Below are 24,664 nucleotides of genomic sequence, written 5' to 3' on the forward strand. Positions count from 1 at the left end.
TGCATTTTCTCGGCCGGGTCGGTCGGGCGAGTCTGTGCGGGACTCGCAGACAAATGTGCTCGCCCCCAATGACGGCGCGCCGAGCCGCCGCTCGGTGCTGCTGACAAGAATGGTTCTAAATCGCGCGGACGCCGTTTCCGTTGTCAGCAATTTCGGCATCGTTCATATCGGCGCCGCCACCAATGGAGCGCAGCATGGACGAATTGAACGGCAAGCTGATCGCGTGTCAGATTCTGATCACCGGATTGATCGCGCGGGTGGCCAACGAGCAGCGCGATCCCTTGCGCTTCCTCACCGACTTCCGGGACGAGATCAAGGCCGTGGTGAGCGGCGTCAACATCGCCGGCATGGACAGCACCGATCGCGTGCGCGCCGTCGCGCAGAAAACCGTCGACGAATTGTTTTCGCTAATGAAGCCGCCGAGCAGCGATTGATGCTGTAAGAGAAACTGCGATTGTGCAGCGAACGGCGCTGTTTCTTAGAACGAGTCCAATATTGATTTAGAACGATTTCAAACTGCAGTTTAGAATTGTTTTGATCTGGATTGATTCAAGGGTTCTTGCGAGGCGTTCGCATTGACCCGCTATTTTGCTGCCGATACCAACACTCATCGTTCGTCGACGTGAATGAGCGAACAGGAAGATGGGGCGTTGGTAATGGGGCAGGTGGTCGCACCGAAGTCGTTGCGTTCGGTCGCAGCGTTCGATCTGGTGGATGAAAAATTCGCAGGCGTTTCCGGCAAGAAGGCCTCGGCGGTTGCAAGCTTGATCGCGGTGGCGTCGGTGTCGAGCGGCGCACAGGCGCAGCAGTCGAACCTGCCGCCGGTGACGGTCGATGCTCCGGTCGAGCGTCCGCGTCCGGTAGCCTCGAAGCCTTCGCCGGAGCAGGTCCGCGCCCGCAACGCGCTTCGCCGTGCCGCGCAGCGCCAGCAGGCGCAGCTGACGGCTCCCACTACGCCGTCAGGCCCCGCCGATGCCAATCCCTATGCCGATCCGGCGGCGCCCTACAAGGTCGACCACGTCCAGGCCGGTGGCAAATTTCCGGAGAAACTGGTTGATACGCCGAAGTCAATCACCGTTCTCAGCAAGGAAGTCCTCGAGGACAAGAATGCCACGACGTTGAAGCAGGCGATCCTCAGCACGGCCGGCGTGACGCTGGGCTCGGGCGAGGGCGGCAACGCTTTCGGTGACCGCTTCTTCATCCGCGGCTTCGACGCGCGCAACGACATCTTCATCGACGGCGTGCGCGACTCCGGCGTCAGCGTGCGCGAAAACTTCTTCACCGAACAGGTCGAGATTCTGCGCGGTCCCGGTTCCACCTTTTCCGGCCGCGGTGTCGCCGGCGGCGCGATCAACATCGTCACCAAGCAGGCGACGACCGGGAACAGCTTCTACAACATGGACAGCACGTTTGGCACCGACCAGACCAAGCGTGTCACGCTCGACGTCAACCAGGTGATCGACCCGACGCTCGCCGTTCGTGTCGGCGGCCTGTTTCAGGATGCCAATGTCGCCGGCCGCGACTACGTCACCGACAACCGGAACGGCGCCTTCATCGCCACGACCTGGAAACCGACCGACACTATCAAGGTCACCGGCAACTACATCCACACCGAACTGACCGGTCTTCCGGACTTCGGCGTGCCTTATTATCGGCCGAGCACCTCGTCCACCGCTGGCGGTCCGTTCCCGGATTTCGGAGCGAGCCGCAGGAACTGGTACGGAGCGATCAACCGCGACTTCTATCGGACCGGGCAGGATATCGGCACACTCAACGCGGAAGTGCAGGTCACCCCTGACCTGATGCTCAGCAACAAGTTCCGCGCGTCGCGCTCGACTCAAAACTACATCGGAACGTTGCCGGAATCCCCCTCGCTAAAGGACCCGCTCTCGGCCTCGACGCTGACGTCCAATCCGCAGAGCCGCTTTCAGATCACCGACGTGCTCGCCAACCAAACCGAGGCGACTTACAAATTCCAGGATGCCGCCGGGTTCAAACATACAGCGCTGGCCGGCGTCGAAGTCGATCGTGAGAGATCTTCGATCGACAGGTACTTGAATCTCACCTCGGAGGCGACCGGCCTTCCCACAAGCCCGTCCGGCTCACCGACGAACACCAGCGTCTTCTTTCCGCAAAACACCTACCTGCCTTACGACATTCCCTCGCTGTCCGGCCTTCCGACCAAGGTCGCCATCGATACCGTCAGCGGTTATGTCATGGATTCCGCCAACTATCGCGATCTGGTGATCCTCAACGGCGGCTTCCGCTATGACGACTACAGCATCAAGGCATCCGGCTATTCCGCCAACGGCACGTTCGGCCAGCAGTCGGCGGAATTCCTGATTCCCAACTTCAATCTCGGCTTGACCCTGAAGCCTCTGCCGAACGGCAGTGTCTATGTGGCCTACGCAACTTCCGCGAACCCGGTCGGTGCTGAGTTCGACGGGACCAGCACCGCCTATGGCGGCCTCAATCCGACCCTCGCCGGCGGTAACACCCAGATATTCGGGCCCGAGAAAAACAAGGCCATCGAACTCGGCACCAAGTGGGAATTGTTCGACCGCCATCTGCTGCTGACCGCCGCGCTGTTCCAGACCACCAAGGAAAACGCGCGCGAGTCGCAGAATGTTGGTAGTGCGGCCGCTGCTGCCCCCTTGGGATGCGTCTATCCGACCGGAACGACCGGCAACATATCTTGCATCACCGCCGGTGCCGCCTACCGCATCCGCGGCATCGATCTCGGCGTGGGCGGCAAGATCACCGACAAATGGAGCGTGTTCGGCGGTCTCGTGCTGATGCAGTCGGAAGTGACGCAGTCGCTGGCGCCGTCGGCCAACAAGACGCTGTATCCGACCAATGTCGGACGTCCGCTCGCCAACGTCGCGCACGAGTCGTTCAGCCTGCTGTCGAAATATCAGCTCAACGACACCTGGGAATTAGGCGGGCAGGCAGTGTATCGCTCCAAGATCTACGGCGGCACCTTGCTCGCGGCCAATCAGGGCACTTCGCTTCCGAGCTATTGGCGTTTCGACGCTTTCGCCGAGGCGAAGCTCGACCAGCATTGGAAGCTCAAGCTGTTCGTGAACAACATCTTCGACAAGCGCTATTACGACGCACTGTACCAAAGCGCAGCACCGTTCGTGCTGGAAGCACCGGGCCGCGCTGCCTACGTGGTGCTCTCCGCGCGCTACTGATGGAGCAACAACGAGTTTCATGCTGACATGCATCGAAAACGTTCTCAGCAAGGATGATGTGGCGGATTTCCGCCGCATCATGGACGCCAGCACATGGGAGGATGGCCGCTCTACCGCCGGCGCGCAGTCGGCGATGGTCAAACGCAACGAGCAACTGCCGCCCAATAGCGAAGTCGCGCGAAAACTCGGCAACCGCATCATCTCGGCGCTGACGTCCAACCCGCGCTTCATCGCGGCCGCGGTTCCGCTCCAGATCTTCCCGCCGCTGTTCAACCGCTATGCGGCCGATAGCGGCCACCATTTCGGCCTGCACGTGGACAATGCGATCCGCGGTGACCGCCTGACCGGCCTTCGCATCCGCACAGACCTGTCGGTCACGCTGTTCCTCGCCGAGCCGGAAGAGTACGATGGTGGCGAACTTGTGATCGAGGACACCTACGGTTCGCACGAAGTCAAGCTGCCGGCGGGCGATTGCGTACTCTATCCCTCGACCAGCCTCCATCTCGTCACCCCCGTGACGAGGGGAACGCGGGTTGCGTCTTTCTTCTGGCTTCAGAGCATGATACGGGACGATCAAGCCCGGAGCATGATCTTTGACCTCGACACCGCGATACAGGCGCTGGTGGAACGGCTCGGGCGTGACGATCCCGAAACGGTCAAATTGACGGGTATCTATCACAACCTCATTCGCTACTGGGCCGAAGTATGAAGACCATGTCCTTCCAAGCAAGCCTTGCCGCCGCCGTCATGCTGACGGCCGCCTGGCTCGCATCCCCCGTTTCCGCCCAGGCACAAACGCCGCCCTCGGCGGCGGCGCAGCAGGCGGCCCAGCCGCCCGCGGCCGGCCCGGCCCCGGCGGCCGCGCCCTCGGCAACCGCACCTGCGGCGCCGACGGCGACCGCTCCGGCAACCCCGTCCGTGATCGCCGCTCCGGCGCCTGCAAAGTCCGAGACGGGGTCCGTCGCGCCGGCGATGAAGGAATTGTCGCCCTGGGTCATGTTCATGTCGGCCGACGTCATCGTGAAGGCGGTGATGATCGGGCTCGCCTTCGCGTCGCTGATGACCTGGACCGTCTTCATCGCCAAGTCGATCGAGCTGTCGGTCGCCTCCACCAAGCTTCGCTCGGCACTGAAGAAGATTGCGGACACGCGCTCGCTTGCCGAAGCGCAGATGGCGCTCGGTGCCAAGGAGGGCATCCTGCCGTCCTTCCTGGCGGCGGCGCTGCGCGAGGCGCGGATGTCGGCCGGTCTGTCCAGCGATTCCGGCATCAAGGAGCGCGCGGCCTCCAGCTTTGCCGAGATCGTGCGCGCAGAGGCGCGCCGCATCCGCATCGGCATGGGCGTGCTTGCCACCATCGGCTCCACCTCGCCCTTCGTCGGCCTGTTCGGCACGGTGTGGGGCATCATGAACAGCTTCATCGGCATCTCGAAGTCGCAGACCACGAACCTTGCCGTCGTCGCGCCCGGCATCGCCGAGGCGCTGCTTGCCACCGCGATCGGCCTCGTCGCCGCCATTCCCGCGGTCATCATCTACAACCACTTCTCGCGCGTGACGAAGGGCTATCTCGAGCTCGTCAGCCGCGCCTCGGGTGCCGCGGCGCGGCTGCTCTCGCGTGATCTCGACCGCAGCCACGGCAGCGTGCATTCGCGCGCAGCGGAGTGAATCATGGCTGTTTCGCTCGCAGACAACGATGACGACGACGATTTCTCGGAAACGCATGACATCAACGTCACGCCGTTCATCGACGTCATCCTGGTGCTGCTGATCATCTTCATGGTCGCGGCTCCGCTCTCCACGGTCGATCTGCCGATCGACTTGCCGACGTCGAGCGCGACGCCGCAGAAGAAGCCGGACAAGCCGACCTATCTCAGCATCAAGCCCGATCTGACGCTTGCCATCGGAGAAAACCCGGTCCAGCGGGCCGAGTTGATCGGGACGCTCGACGGACTATCCGACATGAGCAAGGACAAATACGTCTTCCTGCGGGCCGATCGTTCGGTGCCGTATGGGGAGTTGATGGGCGTCATGGAGCTCCTGCGCTCAGGCGGCTATGCGCGGGTGAAGCTGGTGGCGCTGGAAGGCCCGCCGGGAGCGCCTGCGGCCGGCGCCGCTCAGCCTTGAGAAGACGCGCTATGTCGGACGAACTCAGACCATCCCGAAAACTCTGGATCCTGGCGGCGGTGGCGGCGCTCGCGCTCCATCTGGGTGGTGCTGCGCTCGCGCTGGCTCATTTGCGGGCCGACGACGACGGCGACGGCCTGGGTGCGGCCGGCGCAGAGTTCGCGGTCGAGATGGCTTCGCCGGAAGCTCAAGAATCCGACGTTCCGGTCGGACCGAACGACTCAGCGGCGCAGGAGGAGCGCCCGGAACTTCCGGAACAGAAGGCCGAGATAAAGGAGACGGAGCTTCCGCAGGATCGACCGCAAGAGGCCGAGAACCCCGATCGTATCGTCAGCGAAAACAAGGCGAAGAAGGAGCAGGACGACGATCCGAAGGTGGCTGCGGTCGAAACGCCAGCCATGGAAGCAGCGCCAAAGCAGATCGACCAAGCGCGGCAGACTTTCGAGGACGCAACGCGCGAGGCTGATAAGGCGATGGCTCCTGTGGTCGGTATCGGCAAGGACATCCTGAAGATCACGGCCGACTGGAACCGCAAGATCAGCGCGCATCTTGCGGCTCACAAGGTCAATCCGGAGGGCAAGGATCCCAGCAATCAAACTGTAAAAGTCAGCTTCGCCCTCAATCGGAGGGGAAACGTGATCTCGGTTGACGTCGCGGAATCATCGGGAGATGCGGCTTACGATGCTGCCGCAGTTTCCATGGTCCACAAATCCGACCCTTTCCCGACACCGCCTGCCGCGATAACTGAGGATCGGATCGAACGCACCGTCCCCATCATCTTCAAGCCACCGGAAGAGAAGAAAAAGAAGAAGACGGCTCAGCGCCAATAGAGCCGGATTCCGACATAGACCACGACCAGGCACGCGAAGATCAGCGCCACCGGGAGCGGTCGTTTCTGGGGTCCAGCGAATGCCGCCGTCCCGAAGGGGGCGGACTTCTTTGGAGACGGTGCCGGGCGGCGGAAGGCGGTAACATTGTCCGCTGCCGGCTCAGCCGCGCGTGGGCGGACGTCGGGCGGGATTCCCGCGCCGCCCATCTCGGCATAATAGGCCTTGTAGATCGCCCCGATGGTGGCCTCGGTGGCCTCGCCCTCGCTCATCTGCGCCAGCAGGTTCTGGTAGCTCGCCAGGAATTCCTGGGCCTCCGGAGGCAACGCGGACGCCCCGTTGAGCTTGGCCATCATCTTCCAGGTGGCGAAATCGGCACGGGCACGGGTGTCGGCGCGTCGCGCGATCAGCATGTCGGCAGCTTTGACCAAGTCGGCCTCTGGCCCTTCGGCTTGTGTTCGGTGTCGCTGTTCAACTAAACGTTGCCGGTCAGGAAGAGAACAGCCTGAATCACATGACCGGTCAACGTTCGCAGTATTGCTGAAATAACATCAAGATTTAGACCGAACTGCGAACCCGCCAGCGGCAGCAGGATCAACAGGCCGATCAGGATCAGCATACCGAACGGCTCGAGCCGGGCCAGCGGCGCGGCGAGGGGGCGGGGCAACAGCCCGACTGCCACGCGCCCGCCGTCGAGCGGCGGGATCGGCATCATGTTGAACACGGCCAGGATCGCGTTGATGATGAGGGCATTCTTGAGGTTGTCGGCCACCCATTTCGCCGAGCTCGCCGGCACCAGGGGCAGAGCATGGAACGCGAGGGCGGCGGCGAGCGCCAGCAGGATGTTGGTGGCAGGGCCCGCCAGCGCCACCCAAACCATGTCGAGCCTGGGGTTGTTCAGCTTGCGAAAGTTCACCGGCACCGGCTTGGCATAGCCGAACAGGAATGGCGAATGCGCGAACAGCAGCATCGCCGGCAGGATCAGCGTGCCGAAGGGGTCGATGTGCCTGACAGGATTGAAGCTGACCCGCCCGAGCTGCGAAGCCGTGTTATCGCCGAGCCGGTCCGCGACGACGGCGTGCGCAGCCTCATGGAAGGTGATGGCGAGCACCAGCGGCAGCACCCAGACGGAAAGGTCATAAAGGGAAATGTTCACGGCTCGTTGATCCCGGTTTGCCTGCGGCCTTGCAGACGACCCAGCCGAACCGGCGGTGCAGCAACGCTTCAGCGCAACATAGGGCGGCCGGTCCGGAAATGCCACGCCGCTGATGATCGGCCGCCCCGAAGTCGCCACGCCGTCCGTGCGGATTTACGCAGGAATCGTCCCCTGATACTGCACCAGGCCGTCGTCGAGCTTCAGCCAGGCGGGCTTCTCCGAGACCCAGATGTGCTCGGTCGGTGCGAAGGCGTTGCGATCGTCGAAAACGGCGAGGGACACGCCCGCCAGCGTGCCGTTGCGCCGCCACGCGAACAGCCGCGTGCCACAGTGCTTGCAGAACACGCGGTCGATGTTCTCCGAGGATGCATAGCGCTCCGTTTCACCCTCGACGGTCAGCGCGCGCTGGTCGAACTGCGCCCGGGCGAAGAAGGGCGAGCCCATCGCCTTCTGACAGAGGCGGCAATGGCAGACGCGGACGTTGAGCGGCTCGCCCTCCGCCTTGAACCGCACCGCGCCGCACAGGCATCCGCCTTCCCGGATCATGATGTCCTCAATAGGTTGCGCGCCCACCCGAGATGTCGAACACGGCGCCGGTCGAGAACGCGCAGTCCTCCGACGCCAGCCAGCTCACCATCGCGGCGAGCTCTTCCACCAGCACGAAGCGCGCCTTCGGGATCTTCGACAGCATGAAGTCGATATGCTGCTGCGTCATCTGGTCGAAGATCGCCGTCTTCGCCGCCGCCGGCGTCACTGCGTTGACGAGAATGTCGTGCGCCGCGAGCTCCTTGCCGAGCGACTTCGTCAGCGCGATCAGGCCGGCCTTGGACGCCGAATAGTGCGCCGCGTTCGGATTGCCTTCCTTGCCGGCGATCGAAGCGATATTGACGATCCGTCCGTATTTTTGCTTCAGCATCGCCGGCACGATCGCCTTGCAGACGATGAAGGGGCCGTCGAGGTTGATGCGCAGCACCTTGCGCCATTCCTCGAGGTCCGTCTCCCAGACCGGCTTGTTGATTCCGGCGATGCCGGCATTGTTGACGAGGATGTCGATCTTGCCGAAGGCAGCCAGCGTCGCATCGCGGGCCTGCTCGACGGCCGCGGTGTCGGTGACGTCGACCTTGAAGACCTTGGTCTCGCCGCCGATCTCCTTCGCCGTCTTCTCGGCCAGCGCCGAGTCAAAATCCCAGATCGCGACCTTGGCGCCGGAGGCGGCGAAACGCTCGGCGATGGCGCGGCCAAAACCCTGCGCGCCGCCGGTGACGACAGCGATGCGACCGTTCAGATCGATCTTGTTCATCGAGAAATCCCCCTATCTATCCCTCATGGTGAGGAGCGCGCAGTTCGCGCGCGTCTCGAACCATAGAGCCCGTGGCCAATCCGTCGAGACGGCGCTGTCGCGCCTCCTCGGGATGAGGCGTTGATCAGAGCATGTAGCCGCCGTCGACGACGAGGTCGACGCCGGTGGTGAAGGCACTCTCGTCGCTGCCGAGATAGACCGCCATGGATGCGATCTCCTCGGCGGTGCCGAGCCGGCCCATCTTCTGGCGCGAGATGAACATCTCCTTGCCCTGCGGGCCTTGCGCGGCGGCGCGGTCGAGCATCGAGGGCGTCTCGACGGTGCCCGGGCAGATCGAGTTGCAGCGGATGCCCTTGGTGATGAAGTCGAGCGCCACCGCGCGGGTCAGCAGCGACACCGCGGCCTTCGAGGCACTGTAGACGTAACGATTGGCCGGCGGCCGCAGCGCGGCGCAGGACGAGATGTTGACGATGCTGCCGCCGCCGCCCGCGAGCATGTCGGGCAGGAACGCCCTGATGGTCCGGTGCATCGACTTGACGTTGAGGTCGAACGAGAAATCGAAATCCTCTTCCGAGCATTCCAGGATGGTGCCGTGGTGCACGAAGCCGGCCGCGTTGAGCAGGATGTCGATTTTGCCGACGCGCTTGGCAAACGCGTTGACGTCGGCGGTGTTGCGGACGTCGAGCTTTGCAACCTCGGCGATGCCTTCCTTGGTCAGGCCGGCGATGCCGGCCTCATTGATGTCTGTCGCGATCACGGTTGCACCCTCACGCGCGAATGCGATGGCGCATGCGCGCCCGATGCCGGCGGCTGCAGCCGTGACGACGGCGCGTTTGCCCCTGAGGCGGTCTGCCATGTTGTTTTTCTCCTTTGTGTGCATTCGAATGCCAGCCCCACGTCATTGCGAGGAGCCCTTGCGACGAAGCAATCCAGGGTCTCTCCGCGGAGGCAGACTGGATTGCTTCGCTTCGCTCGCAATGACGGTGTGGCTGCTAGTGATTATCCCGCGCCACGCCAAACGCCCCGGCGACGTTCTGGTAGCGCGTGGCGAGTTCCATGCAGGCGCCGGTCGATTGCTGGCCGACGGTGTTGCGATAGATCTCCTGCCACGGCGTCTGGTTCGCCGGATGCTTGAAGCCGCCATTGGCCATCAGCTCGGCGTGGCGCTTCTTCAGCTCCTCGTCCGAGATCAGGATGTTGGCGCTGCCCTTGTTGAGGTCGATGCGGACCTTGTCGCCGGTCTTGAGGATCGCAAGCCCGCCGTTGGCGGCCGCTTCCGGCGAAGCATTGAGGATCGAAGGCGAGCCCGAGGTGCCGGACTGGCGGCCGTCGCCGATGCAGGGCAGGGACAGGATGCCGCGTTTGATCAGCGCCGCCGGCGGCTGCATGTTCACGACCTCGGCGCCGCCGGGATAGCCGATCGGGCCGGTGCCGCGGATGAACAGCACGCAGCGCTCGTCGATGTCGAGCGAGGGATCGTCGATCCGCTCGTGATAGTCCTCCGGACCCTCGAACACGATGGCGCGGCCCTCAAAGGCGTTGAGGTCCTTCGGGTTGCTGAGGTAGCGGTCGCGGAATTCCTTCGAGATCACGCTGGTCTTCATGATCGCGGAGTCGAACAGATTGCCCTTCAGCACCAGGAAGCCGGCGTCCTTCACCAGCGGCTTGTCGTAGGCCCAGATCACGTCGTTATCGGGCTTTGGCGCATCCTTGCAATTCTCGCCGATGCCGCGGCCGTTGACGGTGACGGCGTCCTCGTGGATGCGCTTGTGCTTCATCAATTCGCGCACCACGGCCGGGACGCCGCCGGCGCGGTGAAATTCCTCGCCGAGATAGAAGCCGGCCGGCTGCATGTTGACCAAGAGCGGCACGTCGTGGCCGACCTTCTGCCAGTCCTCGATCGAGAGTTCGACGCCGATGTGGCGGGCGAGGGCGTTGATGTGGATCGGCGCGTTGGTCGAGCCGCCGATCGCCGAATTGATCACGATGCAGTTCTCGAACGCCTTGCGGGTCAGGATGTCCGAAGGCTTGAGGTCTTCCCAGACCATCTCGACGATGCGCTTGCCGGTCTCATAGGCGATCTGGCCGCGCTCGCGATAGGGGGCGGGGATCGCCGCGCAGCCCGGCAGCGAGAAGCCGAGCGCTTCGGCGAGCCCGTTCATGGTCGAGGCGGTGCCCATGGTGTTGCAATGGCCGACCGAGGGCGCCGAGGAGGCCACGATCTCCATGAACTCTTCATAGTCGATCTCGCCCGCGGCGAGCCGCTCGCGCGACTTCCAGACGATGGTGCCGGAGCCGGTGCGCTCGCCGGCATGCCAGCCGTTCAGCATCGGACCGCCCGACAGCACGATCGCGGGCAGGTTCACGGTCGCCGCCGCCATCATGCAGGCCGGCGTGGTCTTGTCGCAGCCGGTGGTGAGCACGACGCCGTCGAGCGGATAGCCGTAGAGGATCTCGACCAGGCCGAGATAGGCAAGGTTGCGGTCGAGCGCCGCGGTCGGGCGCTTGCCGGTCTCCTGGATCGGATGGGTCGGGAATTCCATGGCGATGCCGCCGGCCTCGCGGATGCCCTCGCGGACCCGGTGAGCCAGCTCGATATGATGGCGGTTGCAGGGAGAGAGGTCGTTGCCGGTCTGGGCGATGCCGATGATCGGCTTGCCGGACTGCAGCTCGGCGCGGGTGAGGCCGTAATTGAGGTAGCGCTCCATATAGAGCGCGGTCATGCCCGGATTATGCGGGTTGTTGAACCATTCCTGCGAGCGAAGATGGCGTCGTGAGCCGTTGCCGGCGGGCGCATGCCCATTGGTTGGTTTTCTTGTCATTGGCTTCTCCTGCAATGCAAACGCACTGGCGTCCGTCCTCGGGTGTCGGCTTGTGCGATGCCCAACGGCGCGAATGATGGATCGCTGGCCCGCTGGCGGGTCGTTTCCTCACAAATCCGATACTAGTCATGGCCACTTGGTAACGCTACCATTTTGTTCGCCGCACTCGCGCCCGATACGGCTGGCCTGCTGTCCGAATGGCGCGAGGTCGAGCTTTGCCGCTCGATCACCTTGAAGCCGAGATCGAGCACCGGCTGCTCGGGGCGCCGTCCGTCGATCGCCTCGATCAGCATGGTGGCGGCCGTGTTGCCCATCTCGTAGCGGTTGGTGCGCACGCTGGTGAGGGTCGGGACGGCGGATGCCATGAATTCGAGGTCGTTGAAGCCGACGATCGCGATCTGGTCGGGGATCGCGATCTCCCGGCGGCGGCATTCGAACAGCACGCCGAGTGCGAGGTCGTCATTGGCGCAGAACACTGCGTCGAGGTCGGGCTCCCGGGCCAGGAGATCGGCGAACAGGGCGCAGCCGAGCGTGACCGAGGTCGGTGTCGCGGTGGTGACTACGAGGCGCTGCTCGAACAATGCAGCGTCCTTCATGGCCGAGACATATCCGTCCAGCCGCCGCTGCACCCGCGGATCCATGCGCGCGCCGACGAAGCCGATCTTGCGGCGGCCCTGTTCGAACAGGTGCGCAACCGCTGCGCGGGCCGCATCATAGTGCGAAAAGCCGATCATCATGTCGACCGGATCGGGGCCGATCTCCATGATCTGCACGATCGGGCAGTCGGCGGCCTCCAGCATCGCTCGCGATTCCGTGGTCTGGTCGATTCCGGTGACGATCAACCCGGCCGGCTTCTGCGCGAGAAACAGGCGCAGCAGCTTCTCTTCCTGGAGAATGCTGTAGCGTGTGTTGGACAGCTGGATCGAGTAGCGGCTGCCTTCGGACGCGTCGTAAATGCCGCGCAGCACGTCCGAGAACACGTTGTTGGTGAGAGAGGGGATCAAGACACCGATGACCTCGGTGCGTTGCGAGGCCAGTGCGCGTGCCGCAAGGTTCGGCACATAGCCGAGCTCCTTGGCCGCGCTCTCCACCCGCGTCCTCTTGGCGATCGACAGGGCTTCCGGATTGCGAAAGAAGCGGGACGCCGTAATCGGGCTGACGCCGGCAAGCTCGGCGACTTCCGCCAGCCGGATTTTGCCTGACTTGGTGCGTTTTCGACCCATTTGCTGCTCTTAACACACTCGGTCCCGCAAACAAAGGAACGTTGACAGCGCTACCAGCAACGACTAACCAAAGACAAATTGCCAAAACCGCACAAACTGCCGACAATGTTGCCCGCTACGGTCGGGCTTCGTTCGGCGAAGTCTGAAAAAACAAGACGGTCGCGGCGCGAAAGGCGTCGTGGACTTTCGAGGAGGGAGCTAGATGTCGTCTGTGCAAATCCGCGACGTGCGGAAATCGTTCGGCAATTTTGAAGTCCTGCACGGCGTGACTGTACCGATTGAGGACGGCCAATTCGTCGTTCTGGTCGGCCCCTCCGGCTGCGGCAAGTCGACGCTTCTGCGCATGCTGGCCGGTCTCGAGAACATCACCTCCGGTACGATTTCGATCGGCGACCGCGTCGTCAACAATGTCCAGCCCAAGGAGCGGGACATTGCGATGGTGTTCCAGAACTACGCGCTCTATCCGCACATGACCGTTGCCGACAATATGGGCTTCTCGCTCAAGCTGCGGAATGCGGGCGCCGACGAGATCAACAAGCGCGTCAAGCGCGCCGCCGAGATCCTCGCGCTGGCGCCGCTGCTCGATCGCTACCCGCGTCAGCTCTCCGGCGGCCAGCGCCAGCGCGTCGCGATGGGCCGCGCCATCGTGCGCGACCCGCAGGTCTTCCTGTTCGACGAGCCCTTGTCGAACCTCGACGCCAAGTTGCGCGTCGCCATGCGCACCGAGATCAAGGAGCTGCACCAGCGGCTGAAGACGACGACCGTCTACGTCACCCACGACCAGATCGAAGCCATGACCATGGCCGACAAGATCGTCGTCATGCATGACGGCATCGTCGAGCAGATGGGCACGCCGCTCGAGCTCTACGACAAGCCCGACAACCAGTTCGTCGCCGGCTTCATCGGCTCGCCCGCGATGAACTTCCTGAAGGGGCATGTGCGCGTCAACGGCGTCGCTGCCTTCGAGGGGCCGAACGGCGTCAAGCTGCCGCTCAAGACCGCGCCCGCCGCGTCCGACGGCCGTCCTGCGGTCTACGGCGTGCGGCCCGAGCATTTCACCATCGCCGACGACGGCGCCGAGGCTGAGATCATCGTGGTCGAGCCGACCGGCTCGGAGACGCAGGTGTTCGCCAAGATCGGCGGCGAGCAGGTCGTCGCGGTCTTCCGCGAGCGTCACCAGTTCAACCCGGGCGACAAGATCCGGCTGAAGCCCGACCCGTCACTGGTGCACTTGTTCGACGAAGCGACAGGAAAACGCCTGAACGCGTAGTGTGAGTTCTACTTAAGACAACAAAAAAGCATCACAGGGAGGACGACATGCAAGACTTTACCCGCCGGACGCTGCTTCAAGGCGGAACTGCACTGGCTGCGACCGGCATGCTCACGGGGCCGGCGCTGTTCGAGTTCGCCAAGGCCTGGGCGCAGAGCGCGCCCTGGAAGGCGGAGCCCGGTGCCAAGCTGACCGTGATGCGATGGAAGCGCTTCGTGCCGCAGGAGGACGATGCGTTCAACGCAATGGTGGCGGCGTTCAAGGCGGCCACTGGCACCGAGATGAACGTGTTCAGCGAGTCCTTCGAGGACGTGCAGCCGAAGGCCTCGGTTGCGGCCAATACCGGCTCGGGGCTCGATCTCGCCTGGGGCTTGCACACGCTGCCGCAGCTGTTTCCCACCAAAGTGCTGAAGATGAACGACGTCGCCGATTATCTCGGCAAGAAATATGGCGGCTGGACTGATGCGGCGGCCAAGACCTGCAAGCAGGGCAACGACTGGCTCGGCATTCCCGTCGCAACCAACGGCGGCTACATGACGTACCGCAAGTCAGCGCTCGACAAGGCCGGGTTCAAGGAATTCCCGAAGGACTTCCCCGGCTTCCTCGAGATGTGCAAGGCCCTGAAGAAGAACAACACGCCGGCCGGCTTCGCTCTCGGGCATGCCTCGGGCGACGGCAATTCCTGGCTGCACTGGGTGCTGTGGGGCCACGGCGCCTACACGGTCGACCAGAACGACAAGATCATCATCAATTCGCCGGAGACGGCGAAGGCGCTGGAATATTGCAAGGCGCTGTACGACAACTTCATCCCGGGCACCGCGTCCTGGAACGATTCCTCCAACAACAAGGCGTTCCTCGCCGGCGAGCTCTATTGCACGGCGAACGGCATCTCGATCTACGTCGCCGCCAAGACCGATGCCAGCAAGAAGGAGCTCGCCGAGGATACCTATCACGCGCTCTGGCCGGTCGGACCGGTCGGCAAGCCGACCGAGCTGCAGCTTGCGCTGCCGATCCTCGCCTTCAACTTCACCAAGTACCCGAACGCGGCGAAGGCCTTCGTCGCCTTCATGCTGGAGAAGGAGAACTACGAGAAGTGGCTGGATGGCGCGCAGGGCTATCTGACGCAGACCTTGAACGCCTATGAGTCGGCGCCGATCTGGACGGCGGATCCCAAGAACGCCGTGTTCGCGCAGGCGTCCAAGCGCACGCTGCCGGCGTCCGGCATCGGCACGGTCGGCGAAAAGGCGGCAACGGCAATCGCCGACTTCATCGTCGTCGACATGTTCGCCAATTACTGCACCGGCACCAAGGATGCGAAGGGCGCGATGGCGGAAGCCGAGCGCCAGCTGAAGCGCATCTATCGCTGAGGGTCACGGAGCGGGCGGCACTTGCGCCGCCCGCTCGTCAACATTTCGATCAGGGATATCGGGCATGGCTGATGTCGCAATTCCCCGGGCCAAGCCTCAGATGAGCGAGGACAGCGCCTGGACCCAGCTCAAACACAATCGCAACTGGCTCGGCTTCTGGTTCATGGTGCCGGCCATGGCGTTCCTGATCTTCTTCCTGGCCTATCCGCTGGGACTCGGTATCTGGCTGTCCTTCACCGACACCCGGATCGGCAGGGTCGGGCACTTCGTCGCCACCGAGAATTATGAGTGGCTGTGGGACGATTCCATCTTCTGGCTGTCGGTGTTCAACACGCTGCTCTACACCTTCGTCGCCAGCGCCCTCAAATTTGCAATCGGACTCTATCTCGCGCTGCTGCTGAACGAGAACATGCCGTTCAAGGCGATGCTGCGCGCGATGGTCCTGATCCCCTTCATCGTGCCGACGGTGCTCTCGGCGCTGGCGTTCTGGTGGATCTTCGATTCGCAATTCTCCATCATCTCCTGGTCGCTGAGGCATCTCGGTGTGATCGATCAGAACATCAACTTCCTCGGCGACACGACCTGGGCCCGCATTTGCGTGATCTTCGCCAACATCTGGCGCGGCGTGCCGTTCGTGGCGATCACGCTGCTCGCTGGCCTGCAGACGGTGTCGCCGTCGCTCTATGAAGCCGCAACGCTCGATGGCGCGACGCGCTGGCAGAATTTCCGGTTCATCACCTATCCGCTGCTGACGCCGATCATCGCCGTCGTGATGACCTTCTCGGTGCTGTTCACCTTCACCGACTTCCAGCTGATCTGGGCGATGACGCGCGGCGGCCCCGTCAACGCCACCCATCTGATGGCGACGCTGTCCTACCAGCGCGCGATCATCGCCGGGCAGCTCGGCGAGGGCGCGGCGATATCCAGCGCCATGATTCCGTTCCTGCTCGCTGCGATCATGGTGTCCTGGTTCGGCCTGCAGCGCCGGAAATGGCAGCAGGGAGAGAGCAATGACTGACCTGCCCACCAGATCCATCGATCTCAAGAATGTGCTGTCGGGCTCGGCGCCTATGGCCGATCACAGCGAGGGCATGAGCTATCTCCAGTCGGTGCCGCGCCGGATCGTGACGCTGTACCTGCCGCTCACGATCATCGTCGTGGTGCTGTTGTTTCCGTTCTACTGGATGGCGCTGACCTCGGTGAAGCCCGACGATCAGCTGCTCGATCTCGACAGGTTCAACCCGTTCTGGACCTGGAATCCGACCTTCAAGCATTTCCACAAGCTGCTGTTCGAGAGCTACTATCCGCACTGGCTCTGGAACACGATGTATGTGGCGATCTGCGCCACGGTGCTCTCGATCATCGCGTCGGTGCTCGCGGCGTACGCCATCGTCCGCTTGCGCTACAAGGGCGCCAACCTCGTCGGCGGGCTGATCTTCCTCGCCTATCTGGTGCCGCCGTCGATCCTGTTCATCCCGCTCGCCACCGTCGTGTTCCAGTACGGCCTGTTCGATTCGCCGCTGGCGCTGATCCTGACCTATCCGACCATCCTGATCCCGTTCTCGACCTGGCTCTTGATGGGCTATTTCAAGACCATCCCGTTCGAGCTCGAGGAATGCGCGCTGATCGACGGGGCGAGCCGCTGGCAGATCCTGATCAAGATCGTGCTGCCGCTCGCGATTCCCGGCCTGATCTCGGCCTTCATCTTCTGCTTCACGCTGTGCTGGAACGAGTTCATCTATGCGTTGACCTTCCTGCAGTCGACCAGCAACAAGACGGTGCCAGTCGCGATCGTCAACGAGTTCGTGGACGGCGACATCTACCGCTGGGGGTCGCTGATGGCGGGAGCCCTGGCCGGCTCGCTGCCGCTCGTCATCCTTTACGCCTTCTTCGTGGAGCATTATGTGTCCGCGATGACCGGCGCCGTGAAGGAATGATCGCGGGGCGGCTAGCCGAGAGCGCGTCAGGAGTGGCGCGCTCCGGCCAATAACAAGGAGTTGAGCTCTTGCACATTCTGGTTCTGGGCGCTGCCGGCATGGTCGGCCGCAAACTCTGTGAACGGCTGCTGCGCGACGGTCGCCTCGGCAAGAGCGACATCACGAAACTGACCATGCATGACGTGGTCGAGCCGAAGAGGCCGGAGAAGGCCGGTTTCCCCGTCGAGACGGTGTCGGGCGATTTCGCTGTGCCGGGCGCGGCCGAAAAACTGATCGCCGGCCGCCCGGACGTGATCTTCCATCTCGCGGCCATCGTCTCGGGCGAGGCCGAGCTCGATTTCGACAAGGGCTACCGCATCAATCTCGACGGCACCCGAATGCTGCTCGATGCCGTCAGGCTCGTTGGCGGCGGCTACAAGCCGCGGGTGGTGTTCACGTCCTCGATCGCGGTGTTCGGCGCGCCGTTCCCGGATGCGATCGGCGACGAGTTCTTCCACACTCCGCTTCTCAGCTACGGCACCCAGAAGGCGATCGGCGAACTCCTGCTCGCCGATTATTCGCGCCGCGGCTTCCTCGACGGCATCGGCATCCGCCTGCCGACCATATGCATCCGTCCTGGCCTGCCCAACAAGGCGGCCTCCGGCTTCTTCTCCAACATCCTGCGCGAGCCGCTGGCCGGCAAGGAAGCGGTGCTCCCGGTGTCCGAGGACGTTCGTCACTGGCACGCCACGCCGCGCTCGGCGGTCGGCTTCCTGCTTCACGCCGGCACCATGGATCTTGCCGCGGTCGGCCCGCGCCGCAATTTGACCATGCCGGGTCTGTCGGCCACGGTCGGCGAACAGATCGCCGCGTTGAAGCGGGTTGCGGGTGAGAAGGTCGCCGCGCGCATCAAGCGCGAGCCCGATCCCTTCATCGTCGGCATCGTCGGCGGCTGGCCGCGTAATTTCGATGCCAAGCGGTCCCGCGAGCTCGGCTTCACCACCGCCGAGAAGACTTTCGACGACATCATCCGCATTCACATCGAAGACGAGCTCGGCGGCAATTTCGTCGCCTGATCTCTGACAGAGCGGGCCCTAGTGATGGCGAGCGTTGCTTGCATCGGCGAATGCATGGTCGAGCTCAGGCAGGCGCAAGGCGGCGCGTCTGCGGGGCAGGGGGGCGGCCTTTATTCACGCGGCTTCGGCGGCGATACCCTCAACACCGCCGTCTATCTGGCGCGGCTCGAGGTCAAGGTCGACTATCTCACCGCGCTCGGCGATGACGGTCTCAGCGATGAGATGATCGCGGCCTGGAACGCGGAGAACGTCGGCACCAGGCGCGTCGTGCGGATCGCGGGCAAGCTGCCCGGCCTCTACATGATCCAGCTCGATGCGAAGGGCGAGCGCCAGTTCTTTCACTGGCGCGACAGCGCGGCGGCGCGCCAGCTGATGAGCCTGCCGGAGACCGACGAGCTGCTCAATTCGCTGATGAGCTATGACATCGTCTATCTCTCCGCGATCACGCTCTCGATCTACGATGCGGCGGGGCGCGATCGCCTGTTCGCGGCGATCAGGCGCGCGCGCCTGCTCGGCACCCGCTTCGTGTTCGACACCAATTTTCGTGCGCGGGGATGGCCGGACCGCGACGTCGCGCGCGAGGTGTTTGCCGCAGCGTTCGCGGCTGCCGACATCGTCCTGACCTCGACCGAGGACCTGCTCGCGCTCTATCCCGGCGAGAGCAACGAGCAATTGATGGCGCGCATCCCGACGCCCGAGCTGGTGTTCCGCCTCGCCGAGCCGGTGAGCCTGCTGCGCTCCCCCGGTGGCACGAGCGAGGTCCGCGCCGAGCCGATGACCAAGCCGGTCGTGGACACCACGGCGGCCGGCGACAGCTTTGCCGCGGCCTACATCGCCGCCCGGCTCGCCGGTTCCGAGCCGGTCGAGGCCGCCCAGGCCGGGCATCGCCTTGCCAGCCTCGTGATCTGCTATCCTGGCGCCATCATTCCGGGCTATGCCATGCCGCCGAAGAAGCGGCACCGGCCGGCGACCACGCGTCAAGCGACCAAGTAAACGAAAAGATCCACCAGATGCCCACGACCGCCCAACAGAATCATCTCGTCGCGCTGTTCAAGGCGGCGACCGTCATTCCCGTTCTCACCATCGAGCGCATCCAGGATGCCGTGCCGCTGGCGCGTGCGCTGGTCGCCGGCGGCGTCCGCACGCTGGAGGTGACCCTGCGCACCCCGGTCGCGATCGAGGCGGCGCGGGCGATGATGGCCGAAGTGCCCGAGGCTGTCGTCGGCATCGGCACGATCCTCAATCCGGCCGACTTCACCCGGGTCGAGAAGCTCGGCGTCGCCTTCGGCATCAGCCCGGGCCTGACCCCCGATCTCCTGAAGGCCGCAACCCATAGCTCCTTGCCGTTCGCGCCGGGCATTGCCACGGCGTCCGAGCTGATGATGGCGCTGTCGCACGGCTTCGACGTCGCAAAATTCTTCCCGGCCGAGCAGGCCGGCGGCATCAAGGGCCTGCGCGCCCTCGGTGGTCCGTTCCCGAACGTGCGATTCTGCCCGACCGGCGGGGTCGGCGAGGCCAATGCGGCGAGCTGGCTGGCCGAGCCCAACGTGGTCGCGGTTGGCGGGTCCTGGCTGTGCCCGACGGCGGAGATCCGGGCCGGGAACTGGGCGGGCATAACTGCCATCTGCCAGCGCAGCCTGAAGGCCCTGAAAGCCGCGTGAAGTCTTGCCATCCCTGGGCTAAGACTTAGCTCAGGACAAGACCCCCAGGGAGAGATGACCATGACCGCCAGCATCGTCGGATGGGCGCATACGCCGTTCGGCAAGTTCGATACCGAAACCGTCGAAAGCCTCGTCACCCGCGTCGCCAACGAGGCGATGGCCGATGCCGGCATTTCGGCCGGCGATGTCGACGAGATCGTGCTCGGCCATTTCAACGCCGGCTTCTCGCCGCAGGATTTTACCGCTTCGCTGGTGCTCCAGGCCGATCCGAAGCTGCGCTTCAAGCCGGCGACCCGGGTCGAGAATGCCTGCGCGACGGGCTCTGCCGCCGTGCACCAGGGCCTGCGCGCGATCGCCGCAGGCGCGGCTAGAATCGTGCTCGTCGTCGGCGTCGAGCAGATGACCCGCACCCCCAGCGCAGAGATCGGCAAGAACCTGCTCAAGGCATCCTACCTGCCTGAGGACGGCGACACCGTCGGCGGCTTCGCCGGCGTGTTCGGCAAGATTGCCAGCTCCTATTTCCAGAAATACGGCGACCAGTCCGATGCGCTGGCGCTGATCGCGGCCAAGAACCACAAGAATGGCGTCGCCAATCCCTTCGCCCAGATGCGCAAGGATTTCGGCTTCGACTTCTGCCGCGCCGAGAGCGAAAAGAACCCGTACGTCGCCGGCCCCCTGAAGCGCACCGACTGCTCGCTGGTCTCCGACGGCGCCGCGGCGCTGGTTTTGGCGGATGCCGAGACCGCCAAGAGCATGGCGAAGTCGATCGGCTTCCGCGCCACCGCGCATGCCCAGGACTTCCTGCCCATGAGCAAGCGCGACATCCTGCAGTTCGAGGGCTGCACCGTCGCCTGGCAGCGCGCGCTGGAGAAGGCCGGTGTCACGCTGTCCGATCTCTCCTTCGTCGAGACCCATGACTGCTTCACGGTCGCTGAGCTGATCGAATACGAAGCGATGGGCCTGACGCCGAGGGGGCAGGGCGCGCGCGCCATCAAGGAAGGCTGGACGCTGAAGGACGGCAAGCTGCCGGTCAACCCGTCCGGCGGTCTGAAGGCCAAGGGCCATCCGATCGGCGCCACCGGCGTTTCCATGCACGTGATGACCGCAATGCAGCTCGCAGGCCAGGCACCCGAGGGCATGCAGCTCAAGAATGCCAAGCTCGGCGGCATCTTCAACATGGGCGGTGCCGCGGTCGCGAACTACGTCTCCGTGCTCGAGCCGCTGAAGTAGGCTCCTGGGTTAGCCTGCGGCTGCGCGAAGCGCAGGTGCTGGCGTAACCCACCTCTTTTGTCTCCGCGGGGACAGATTTGGTGGATTACGCCTGCGGCTAATCCACCCTACGACCTTTGCGCTAGATCATGGTCGGTACGCCGGGGGCCCCTAAAGCTCTTGATTGACTTGCAGGGAATGCATCATGAGCAATGACTACGAAGACTCGCTGTCGATGGACGCACTCAACGATCGCATCGCGATCCTCGAGGACAACATCCGGCAGCTCATCGAGCAGGCCGCGGCCGCCTCGGGCGAGCAGAACGAGTCGCGCATCGCCGACCGGATCAGCCAGCAGAACGAGGAGCTCGACCGGCTGCTCAAGATCCGCGAATCCCGGCAGAAGAAATAGCGGCCGGTATCGCCGCGCGGCGCATGCGGCCATACGCCGGCCGGCCTTGCGCGCGGGGCATCAGTGCCCTTAGCTGCCGAAATCGCCGGGCCGTGTCCAGAGCCCGCGCAATCGGGAGCGAACGATGGGGCCGCTGAAGGGCATCAAGGTCATCGACATGACCACCGTGCTGATGGGGCCGTATGCGACCCAGATGCTCGGGGACTATGGTGCCGATGTCATCAAGGTGGAATCGCTCGACGGCGATGTTACCCGCCTGATTGGCCCGATGCGCCACGCCGGCATGGGCCCGGTCTTTCTCAACACCAACCGCAGCAAGCGTTCGATCTGCCTCGATCTGAAGAAGCCAGCGGGTCGCGATGCGGTGCTGCGGCTGCTGAAGGACGCCGACGTCCTCGTCTACAACGTCCGCCCGCAGGCGATGGCGCGGTTGCAGCTCGGCTACGATGTCGTGTCCGCAATCAATCCGCGCCTGGTCTATGCCGGCGTGTTCGGCTTCGGCCAGGACGGGCCCTATGCGGCAAAGCCCGCCTATGACGATCTGATCCAGGGCGCCACCGCGCTGCCGGCGCTGATGGCGCAGACCGGCGACGGTGTGCCGCGCTACGTGCCGAACGCGCTGATCGACCGCATCGTCGGTCTCACCGCGGTCGGCGCGATCTGCGCCAGCCTGGTGCACCGCGACCGCACCGGCCGCGGCCAGCGTCTGGACATCCCGATGTTCGAGACCATGGCCGGCTTCGTCATGGGCGACCATATGGGCGGCCTCACTTACGAGCCGCCGCTCGACAAGGGCGGCTACGCCCGCCACCTCTCGCGCGACCGCAGGCCCTACAAGACCTCGGACGGCTATCTCAGCGTCATCGTCTACAATGACAAGCAGTGGGAGAATTCTTCAAGGCGACAGGCCGCGACGACCTGCGCGCCGATCCCAAATTCGCAACCTTCGCCGGCCGCGCTGCCAACATCGACGTCGTCTATGCCGAGCTCGCGCGCATCTTCGAGACGCGCACAACCGCCGAATGGATCGACTTGCTGACCAAGGCCGACGTGCCGGTCATGCCGATGCACGATCTCGCCTCGATCCTGCACGATCCGCATCTGGAAGCGACGAATTTCTTTCCGGTCGTGACCCATCCGACCGAGGGCCCGATCCGCAGCATGAAGGTGACGGCGACTTGGTCGGAGACCGAGGCGGAGCCGGTGCAGCTCGCACCGCGTCTCAACGAGCACGGCGCGGATATCTTGCGCGAGCTCGGCTATTCGCAAGACGAGATCGCCGCCATGGTGCGCGATGGCGTCACCCGCTCGGCGCCGGAGTAGGGAATGACGAGGAGGAGCGACCATGAGCTTCATCACCGGCGTCGGCCTCACCCCGTTCGGCAAGCATGAAGGCTCGTCCTCGCTCGATCTGATGAGCAAGGCCGCGCAAGCCGCGCTCGATGACGCTGGCCTCAAGCGGAGCGAGATCGACGGCATCCTCTGCGGCTATTCTACCGTCTCGCCCCACATCATGCTGGCGACCGTCTTCGCCGAGCATTTCGGCATCCGCCCGTCTTACGCCCACGCCGTGCAGGTCGGCGGCGCCACGGGGCTCGCGATGACGATGCTGGCGCATCACCTCGTCACGTCAGGCGTTGCGTGCAACGTGCTCGTCGTCGCCGGCGAGAACCGCCTCACCGGGCAGAGCCGCGATGCCTCGATCCAGGCGCTGGCGCAGGTCGGTCATCCCGACTACGAGGTGCCGTTGGGGCCGACCATTCCCGCCTATTACGGCCTCGTCGCCAGCAGATACATGCACGAATATAGCGTGTCCGAAGAAGACCTCGCCGAGTTCGCCGTGCTGATGCGCGCGCACGCTTGCACCCATCCCGGCGCGCAATTTCAAGATCCCATCACGGTCGCCGACGTCATGGCCTCGAAGCCGGTGGCAATGCCGCTCAAGCTGCTCGACTGCTGCCCGGTGTCAGACGGCGGCGCGGCCTTCGTCGTCAGCCGCGAGCGGACCGGGGAAGCGGGCGTGCGCATCCGCGGCTGCGCCCAGGCGCACACGCATCAGCATGTCACCGCAGCACCGGCATTGAGCGAACTCGGCGCGGAAATCTCTATCGCCCGTGTCAAGGAAGCCACGGGCCTCGCAATCTCCGACGTGCGCTACGCCGCGATCTACGACAGTTTCACCATCACGCTCGCGATGCTGCTGGAAGACCTCGGCCTTGCCGGCCGCGGCGAAGCCGCGGCTCGCGTGCGCGCGGGTCATTTCGGCCGCGACGGTGCGATGCCGCTGAACACCCATGGCGGCCTGCTCAGCTACGGCCATTGCGGCGTCGGCGGCGCGATGGCGCATCTGGTTGAGGCGCATTTGCAGATGACGGGACGGGCGGCGACCCGTCAGGTGCGCGATGCCTCGATCGCGCTGCTGCATGGCGATGGCGGCGTGCTATCGTCGCACGTGAGCATGTTCCTGGAGCGGGTGCGATGAGTGAACCTCTGGCAGGCTGGACCAAAGGCGGAGAGGCCATCACCTACCAGGCTTGCACCTCATGCGGGCACGTGCAGTATTTCCACCGCGCCTTCTGCGCGGCGTGTGGCGAATCGGGTCCGCGCGAGCTGCGCGCCAGCGGCAAGGGCAGGGTCTACGCCACCTCGCTGGTCTGCCGCGCCGCGACGCCCGAGACGCGGGCGCACGTGCCCTACAACATCCTGCTGGTCGATTGCGCCGAGGGATTTCGCATGATGGCGCACGGCGAGAATGACCTTGCCATCGGCGATTCGGTTGTTGCGAGCTTCAGGCCGTTCGCCGGCAAGCTCGTGCCGTTCTTTGCTAAGAAAAAATAGTGGGGGAGCGGGATTCGTCATTCGGGGGCGGTCCAAGGGACCGAGCCTGGAACGGGATTCTGGGCCTGGCCTGTGCGAGAGCCACCCCGGAATGACGAAAACTCGAAAACTCGAACTAACGCCCGTAGAACAAGATGCTGGCGATGACGAGCATCGCCGTCACCGCCAGCATATGCGCGAGCGCTCCCGAGGCCGCCCCCTTGGTGGCTTCCTTCATGCCTTTACTCCCTAGACTTGGGCGTGACTCATCGTTGTGCGGCTAGCGCACCCGA

Annotated in this window: 24 protein-coding genes and 1 pseudogene; 18 read left to right on the plus strand and 7 right to left on the minus strand. The window is 64.2% G+C overall.

Annotated elements, in window-relative coordinates; genetic code table 11:
* Window positions 1–194: 194 nt before the first annotated feature.
* From UNPA324_RS15170 to UNPA324_RS15195, 6 genes are all read left to right on the plus strand, one after another.
* On the plus strand, window positions 195–434 hold the full coding sequence (locus tag UNPA324_RS15170; protein ID WP_128916226.1) for a hypothetical protein: 240 nt from the start codon (window positions 195–197) through the stop codon (window positions 432–434).
* A gap of 222 nt (window positions 435–656) precedes the next feature.
* Window positions 657–3,194 carry a TonB-dependent receptor gene (locus tag UNPA324_RS15175; protein WP_141935025.1) on the plus strand — a complete coding sequence of 846 codons (2,538 nt, stop codon included), beginning with the start codon at window positions 657–659 and terminating at the stop codon, window positions 3,192–3,194.
* 19 nt (window positions 3,195–3,213) lie between these two features.
* The gene (locus UNPA324_RS15180) at window positions 3,214–3,903 is read left to right on the plus strand and encodes a Fe2+-dependent dioxygenase (RefSeq protein ID WP_141935026.1); all 690 of its coding nucleotides are present in this window, start codon (window positions 3,214–3,216) and stop codon (window positions 3,901–3,903) included.
* On the plus strand, window positions 3,900–4,856 hold the full coding sequence (gene exbB / locus UNPA324_RS15185) for a tonB-system energizer ExbB (protein ID WP_141935027.1): 957 nt from the start codon (window positions 3,900–3,902) through the stop codon (window positions 4,854–4,856). The genes UNPA324_RS15180 and exbB overlap by 4 nt, the downstream gene beginning before the upstream one ends.
* Before the next feature lie 3 nt (window positions 4,857–4,859).
* Entirely contained in the window at window positions 4,860–5,315 is a 456-nt protein-coding gene (exbD, locus tag UNPA324_RS15190; RefSeq protein ID WP_128917728.1) for a TonB system transport protein ExbD, read from the plus strand.
* An 11-nt stretch (window positions 5,316–5,326) separates the two neighbouring features.
* A complete protein-coding gene (locus tag UNPA324_RS15195) occupies window positions 5,327–6,145 on the plus strand; it encodes an energy transducer TonB family protein (RefSeq protein ID WP_128917727.1) in 819 nt (272 codons plus the stop codon).
* Here the strand turns inward: UNPA324_RS15195 and UNPA324_RS15200 are convergent.
* From UNPA324_RS15200 to gntR, 7 genes are all read right to left on the minus strand, one after another.
* The gene (locus UNPA324_RS15200; RefSeq protein ID WP_128917753.1) at window positions 6,133–6,555 is read right to left on the minus strand and encodes a hypothetical protein; all 423 of its coding nucleotides are present in this window, start codon (window positions 6,553–6,555) and stop codon (window positions 6,133–6,135) included. The two genes, UNPA324_RS15195 and UNPA324_RS15200, sit on opposite strands and share 13 nt — an antisense overlap.
* Before the next feature lie 62 nt (window positions 6,556–6,617).
* A complete protein-coding gene (locus UNPA324_RS15205) occupies window positions 6,618–7,298 on the minus strand; it encodes a site-2 protease family protein (protein WP_128917752.1) in 681 nt (226 codons plus the stop codon).
* A gap of 153 nt (window positions 7,299–7,451) precedes the next feature.
* The gene (locus UNPA324_RS15210) at window positions 7,452–7,844 is read right to left on the minus strand and encodes a GFA family protein (protein WP_141935028.1); all 393 of its coding nucleotides are present in this window, start codon (window positions 7,842–7,844) and stop codon (window positions 7,452–7,454) included.
* Between the two features lie 7 nt (window positions 7,845–7,851).
* Window positions 7,852–8,598 carry an SDR family NAD(P)-dependent oxidoreductase gene (locus UNPA324_RS15215; RefSeq protein WP_128917725.1) on the minus strand — a complete coding sequence of 249 codons (747 nt, stop codon included), beginning with the start codon at window positions 8,596–8,598 and terminating at the stop codon, window positions 7,852–7,854.
* Between the two features lie 124 nt (window positions 8,599–8,722).
* The gene (locus UNPA324_RS15220; RefSeq protein WP_128917724.1) at window positions 8,723–9,454 is read right to left on the minus strand and encodes an SDR family oxidoreductase; all 732 of its coding nucleotides are present in this window, start codon (window positions 9,452–9,454) and stop codon (window positions 8,723–8,725) included.
* Window positions 9,455–9,590: 136 nt separating this feature from the next.
* Window positions 9,591–11,420 carry an IlvD/Edd family dehydratase gene (locus tag UNPA324_RS15225; RefSeq protein ID WP_128917723.1) on the minus strand — a complete coding sequence of 610 codons (1,830 nt, stop codon included), beginning with the start codon at window positions 11,418–11,420 and terminating at the stop codon, window positions 9,591–9,593.
* 122 nt (window positions 11,421–11,542) lie between these two features.
* Complete coding sequence (gntR, locus tag UNPA324_RS15230; RefSeq protein ID WP_128917722.1) at window positions 11,543–12,643, minus strand: HTH-type transcriptional regulator GntR; 1,101 nt, start codon at window positions 12,641–12,643, stop codon at window positions 11,543–11,545.
* A gap of 202 nt (window positions 12,644–12,845) precedes the next feature.
* Here gntR and UNPA324_RS15235 point away from each other — a divergent pair, with 202 nt between their 5' ends.
* The 12 genes and pseudogenes from UNPA324_RS15235 to UNPA324_RS15290 all read left to right on the plus strand — a co-directional run bounded on the left by UNPA324_RS15235 (window position 12,846) and on the right by UNPA324_RS15290 (window position 24,392).
* The gene (locus UNPA324_RS15235) at window positions 12,846–13,913 is read left to right on the plus strand and encodes an ABC transporter ATP-binding protein (protein ID WP_128917721.1); all 1,068 of its coding nucleotides are present in this window, start codon (window positions 12,846–12,848) and stop codon (window positions 13,911–13,913) included.
* A gap of 47 nt (window positions 13,914–13,960) precedes the next feature.
* The gene (locus UNPA324_RS15240; protein WP_128917720.1) at window positions 13,961–15,280 is read left to right on the plus strand and encodes an ABC transporter substrate-binding protein; all 1,320 of its coding nucleotides are present in this window, start codon (window positions 13,961–13,963) and stop codon (window positions 15,278–15,280) included.
* 100 nt (window positions 15,281–15,380) lie between these two features.
* Window positions 15,381–16,298, plus strand: coding sequence for a carbohydrate ABC transporter permease (locus tag UNPA324_RS15245; protein ID WP_164936022.1), 918 nt, complete (start codon window positions 15,381–15,383; stop codon window positions 16,296–16,298).
* Between the two features lie 52 nt (window positions 16,299–16,350).
* On the plus strand, window positions 16,351–17,217 hold the full coding sequence (locus tag UNPA324_RS15250) for a carbohydrate ABC transporter permease (protein WP_430641867.1): 867 nt from the start codon (window positions 16,351–16,353) through the stop codon (window positions 17,215–17,217).
* Window positions 17,218–17,285: 68 nt separating this feature from the next.
* Window positions 17,286–18,272 (plus strand): D-erythronate dehydrogenase, encoded by a 987-nt coding sequence (gene denD, locus UNPA324_RS15255; RefSeq protein WP_128917717.1) that lies wholly within the window; start codon window positions 17,286–17,288, stop codon window positions 18,270–18,272.
* A 24-nt stretch (window positions 18,273–18,296) separates the two neighbouring features.
* On the plus strand, window positions 18,297–19,265 hold the full coding sequence (locus UNPA324_RS15260; protein ID WP_141935029.1) for a sugar kinase: 969 nt from the start codon (window positions 18,297–18,299) through the stop codon (window positions 19,263–19,265).
* Window positions 19,266–19,282: 17 nt separating this feature from the next.
* Window positions 19,283–19,933, plus strand: a complete 651-nt coding sequence (eda, locus tag UNPA324_RS15265; protein ID WP_141935030.1) for a bifunctional 4-hydroxy-2-oxoglutarate aldolase/2-dehydro-3-deoxy-phosphogluconate aldolase — start codon at window positions 19,283–19,285, stop codon at window positions 19,931–19,933.
* Between the two features lie 60 nt (window positions 19,934–19,993).
* On the plus strand, window positions 19,994–21,163 hold the full coding sequence (locus UNPA324_RS15270) for an acetyl-CoA acetyltransferase (RefSeq protein WP_128917714.1): 1,170 nt from the start codon (window positions 19,994–19,996) through the stop codon (window positions 21,161–21,163).
* A gap of 184 nt (window positions 21,164–21,347) precedes the next feature.
* Complete coding sequence (locus tag UNPA324_RS15275; protein WP_124158772.1) at window positions 21,348–21,554, plus strand: hypothetical protein; 207 nt, start codon at window positions 21,348–21,350, stop codon at window positions 21,552–21,554.
* A 124-nt stretch (window positions 21,555–21,678) separates the two neighbouring features.
* A pseudogene (locus tag UNPA324_RS15280) lies at window positions 21,679–22,877 on the plus strand (CaiB/BaiF CoA transferase family protein).
* 22 nt (window positions 22,878–22,899) lie between these two features.
* Window positions 22,900–24,036 carry a thiolase family protein gene (locus UNPA324_RS15285; RefSeq protein ID WP_141935031.1) on the plus strand — a complete coding sequence of 379 codons (1,137 nt, stop codon included), beginning with the start codon at window positions 22,900–22,902 and terminating at the stop codon, window positions 24,034–24,036.
* Window positions 24,033–24,392, plus strand: a complete 360-nt coding sequence (locus UNPA324_RS15290) for a Zn-ribbon domain-containing OB-fold protein (RefSeq protein WP_128917711.1) — start codon at window positions 24,033–24,035, stop codon at window positions 24,390–24,392. The genes UNPA324_RS15285 and UNPA324_RS15290 overlap by 4 nt, the downstream gene beginning before the upstream one ends.
* Window positions 24,393–24,664: the final 272 nt, after the last annotated feature.

It is taken from the genome of Bradyrhizobium sp. UNPA324, assembly GCF_006658635.1.
Classification (GTDB): domain Bacteria; phylum Pseudomonadota; class Alphaproteobacteria; order Rhizobiales; family Xanthobacteraceae; genus Bradyrhizobium; species Bradyrhizobium nanningense.

Bases quoted from the DNA above. Each gene is read 5' to 3' on its own strand.
- UNPA324_RS15170 (WP_128916226.1), top strand. From the start codon at position 195: ATGGACGAATTGAACGGCAAGCTGATCGCGTGTCAGATTCTGATCACC.
- UNPA324_RS15175 (WP_141935025.1), top strand. From the start codon at position 657: ATGGGGCAGGTGGTCGCACCGAAGTCGTTGCGTTCGGTCGCAGCGTTC.
- UNPA324_RS15180 (WP_141935026.1), top strand. From the start codon at position 3,214: ATGCTGACATGCATCGAAAACGTTCTCAGCAAGGATGATGTGGCGGAT.
- exbB (WP_141935027.1), top strand. From the start codon at position 3,900: ATGAAGACCATGTCCTTCCAAGCAAGCCTTGCCGCCGCCGTCATGCTG.
- exbD (WP_128917728.1), top strand. From the start codon at position 4,860: ATGGCTGTTTCGCTCGCAGACAACGATGACGACGACGATTTCTCGGAA.
- UNPA324_RS15195 (WP_128917727.1), top strand. From the start codon at position 5,327: ATGTCGGACGAACTCAGACCATCCCGAAAACTCTGGATCCTGGCGGCG.
- UNPA324_RS15200 (WP_128917753.1), bottom strand. From the start codon at position 6,555: ATGCTGATCGCGCGACGCGCCGACACCCGTGCCCGTGCCGATTTCGCC.
- UNPA324_RS15210 (WP_141935028.1), bottom strand. From the start codon at position 7,844: ATGATCCGGGAAGGCGGATGCCTGTGCGGCGCGGTGCGGTTCAAGGCG.
- UNPA324_RS15215 (WP_128917725.1), bottom strand. From the start codon at position 8,598: ATGAACAAGATCGATCTGAACGGTCGCATCGCTGTCGTCACCGGCGGC.
- UNPA324_RS15220 (WP_128917724.1), bottom strand. From the start codon at position 9,454: ATGGCAGACCGCCTCAGGGGCAAACGCGCCGTCGTCACGGCTGCAGCC.
- UNPA324_RS15225 (WP_128917723.1), bottom strand. From the start codon at position 11,420: ATGACAAGAAAACCAACCAATGGGCATGCGCCCGCCGGCAACGGCTCA.
- gntR (WP_128917722.1), bottom strand. From the start codon at position 12,643: ATGGGTCGAAAACGCACCAAGTCAGGCAAAATCCGGCTGGCGGAAGTC.
- UNPA324_RS15235 (WP_128917721.1), top strand. From the start codon at position 12,846: ATGTCGTCTGTGCAAATCCGCGACGTGCGGAAATCGTTCGGCAATTTT.
- UNPA324_RS15240 (WP_128917720.1), top strand. From the start codon at position 13,961: ATGCAAGACTTTACCCGCCGGACGCTGCTTCAAGGCGGAACTGCACTG.
- UNPA324_RS15245 (WP_164936022.1), top strand. From the start codon at position 15,381: ATGAGCGAGGACAGCGCCTGGACCCAGCTCAAACACAATCGCAACTGG.
- UNPA324_RS15250 (WP_430641867.1), top strand. From the start codon at position 16,351: ATGGCCGATCACAGCGAGGGCATGAGCTATCTCCAGTCGGTGCCGCGC.
- UNPA324_RS15260 (WP_141935029.1), top strand. From the start codon at position 18,297: ATGGCGAGCGTTGCTTGCATCGGCGAATGCATGGTCGAGCTCAGGCAG.
- eda (WP_141935030.1), top strand. From the start codon at position 19,283: ATGCCCACGACCGCCCAACAGAATCATCTCGTCGCGCTGTTCAAGGCG.
- UNPA324_RS15270 (WP_128917714.1), top strand. From the start codon at position 19,994: ATGACCGCCAGCATCGTCGGATGGGCGCATACGCCGTTCGGCAAGTTC.
- UNPA324_RS15275 (WP_124158772.1), top strand. From the start codon at position 21,348: ATGAGCAATGACTACGAAGACTCGCTGTCGATGGACGCACTCAACGAT.
- UNPA324_RS15285 (WP_141935031.1), top strand. From the start codon at position 22,900: ATGAGCTTCATCACCGGCGTCGGCCTCACCCCGTTCGGCAAGCATGAA.
- UNPA324_RS15290 (WP_128917711.1), top strand. From the start codon at position 24,033: ATGAGTGAACCTCTGGCAGGCTGGACCAAAGGCGGAGAGGCCATCACC.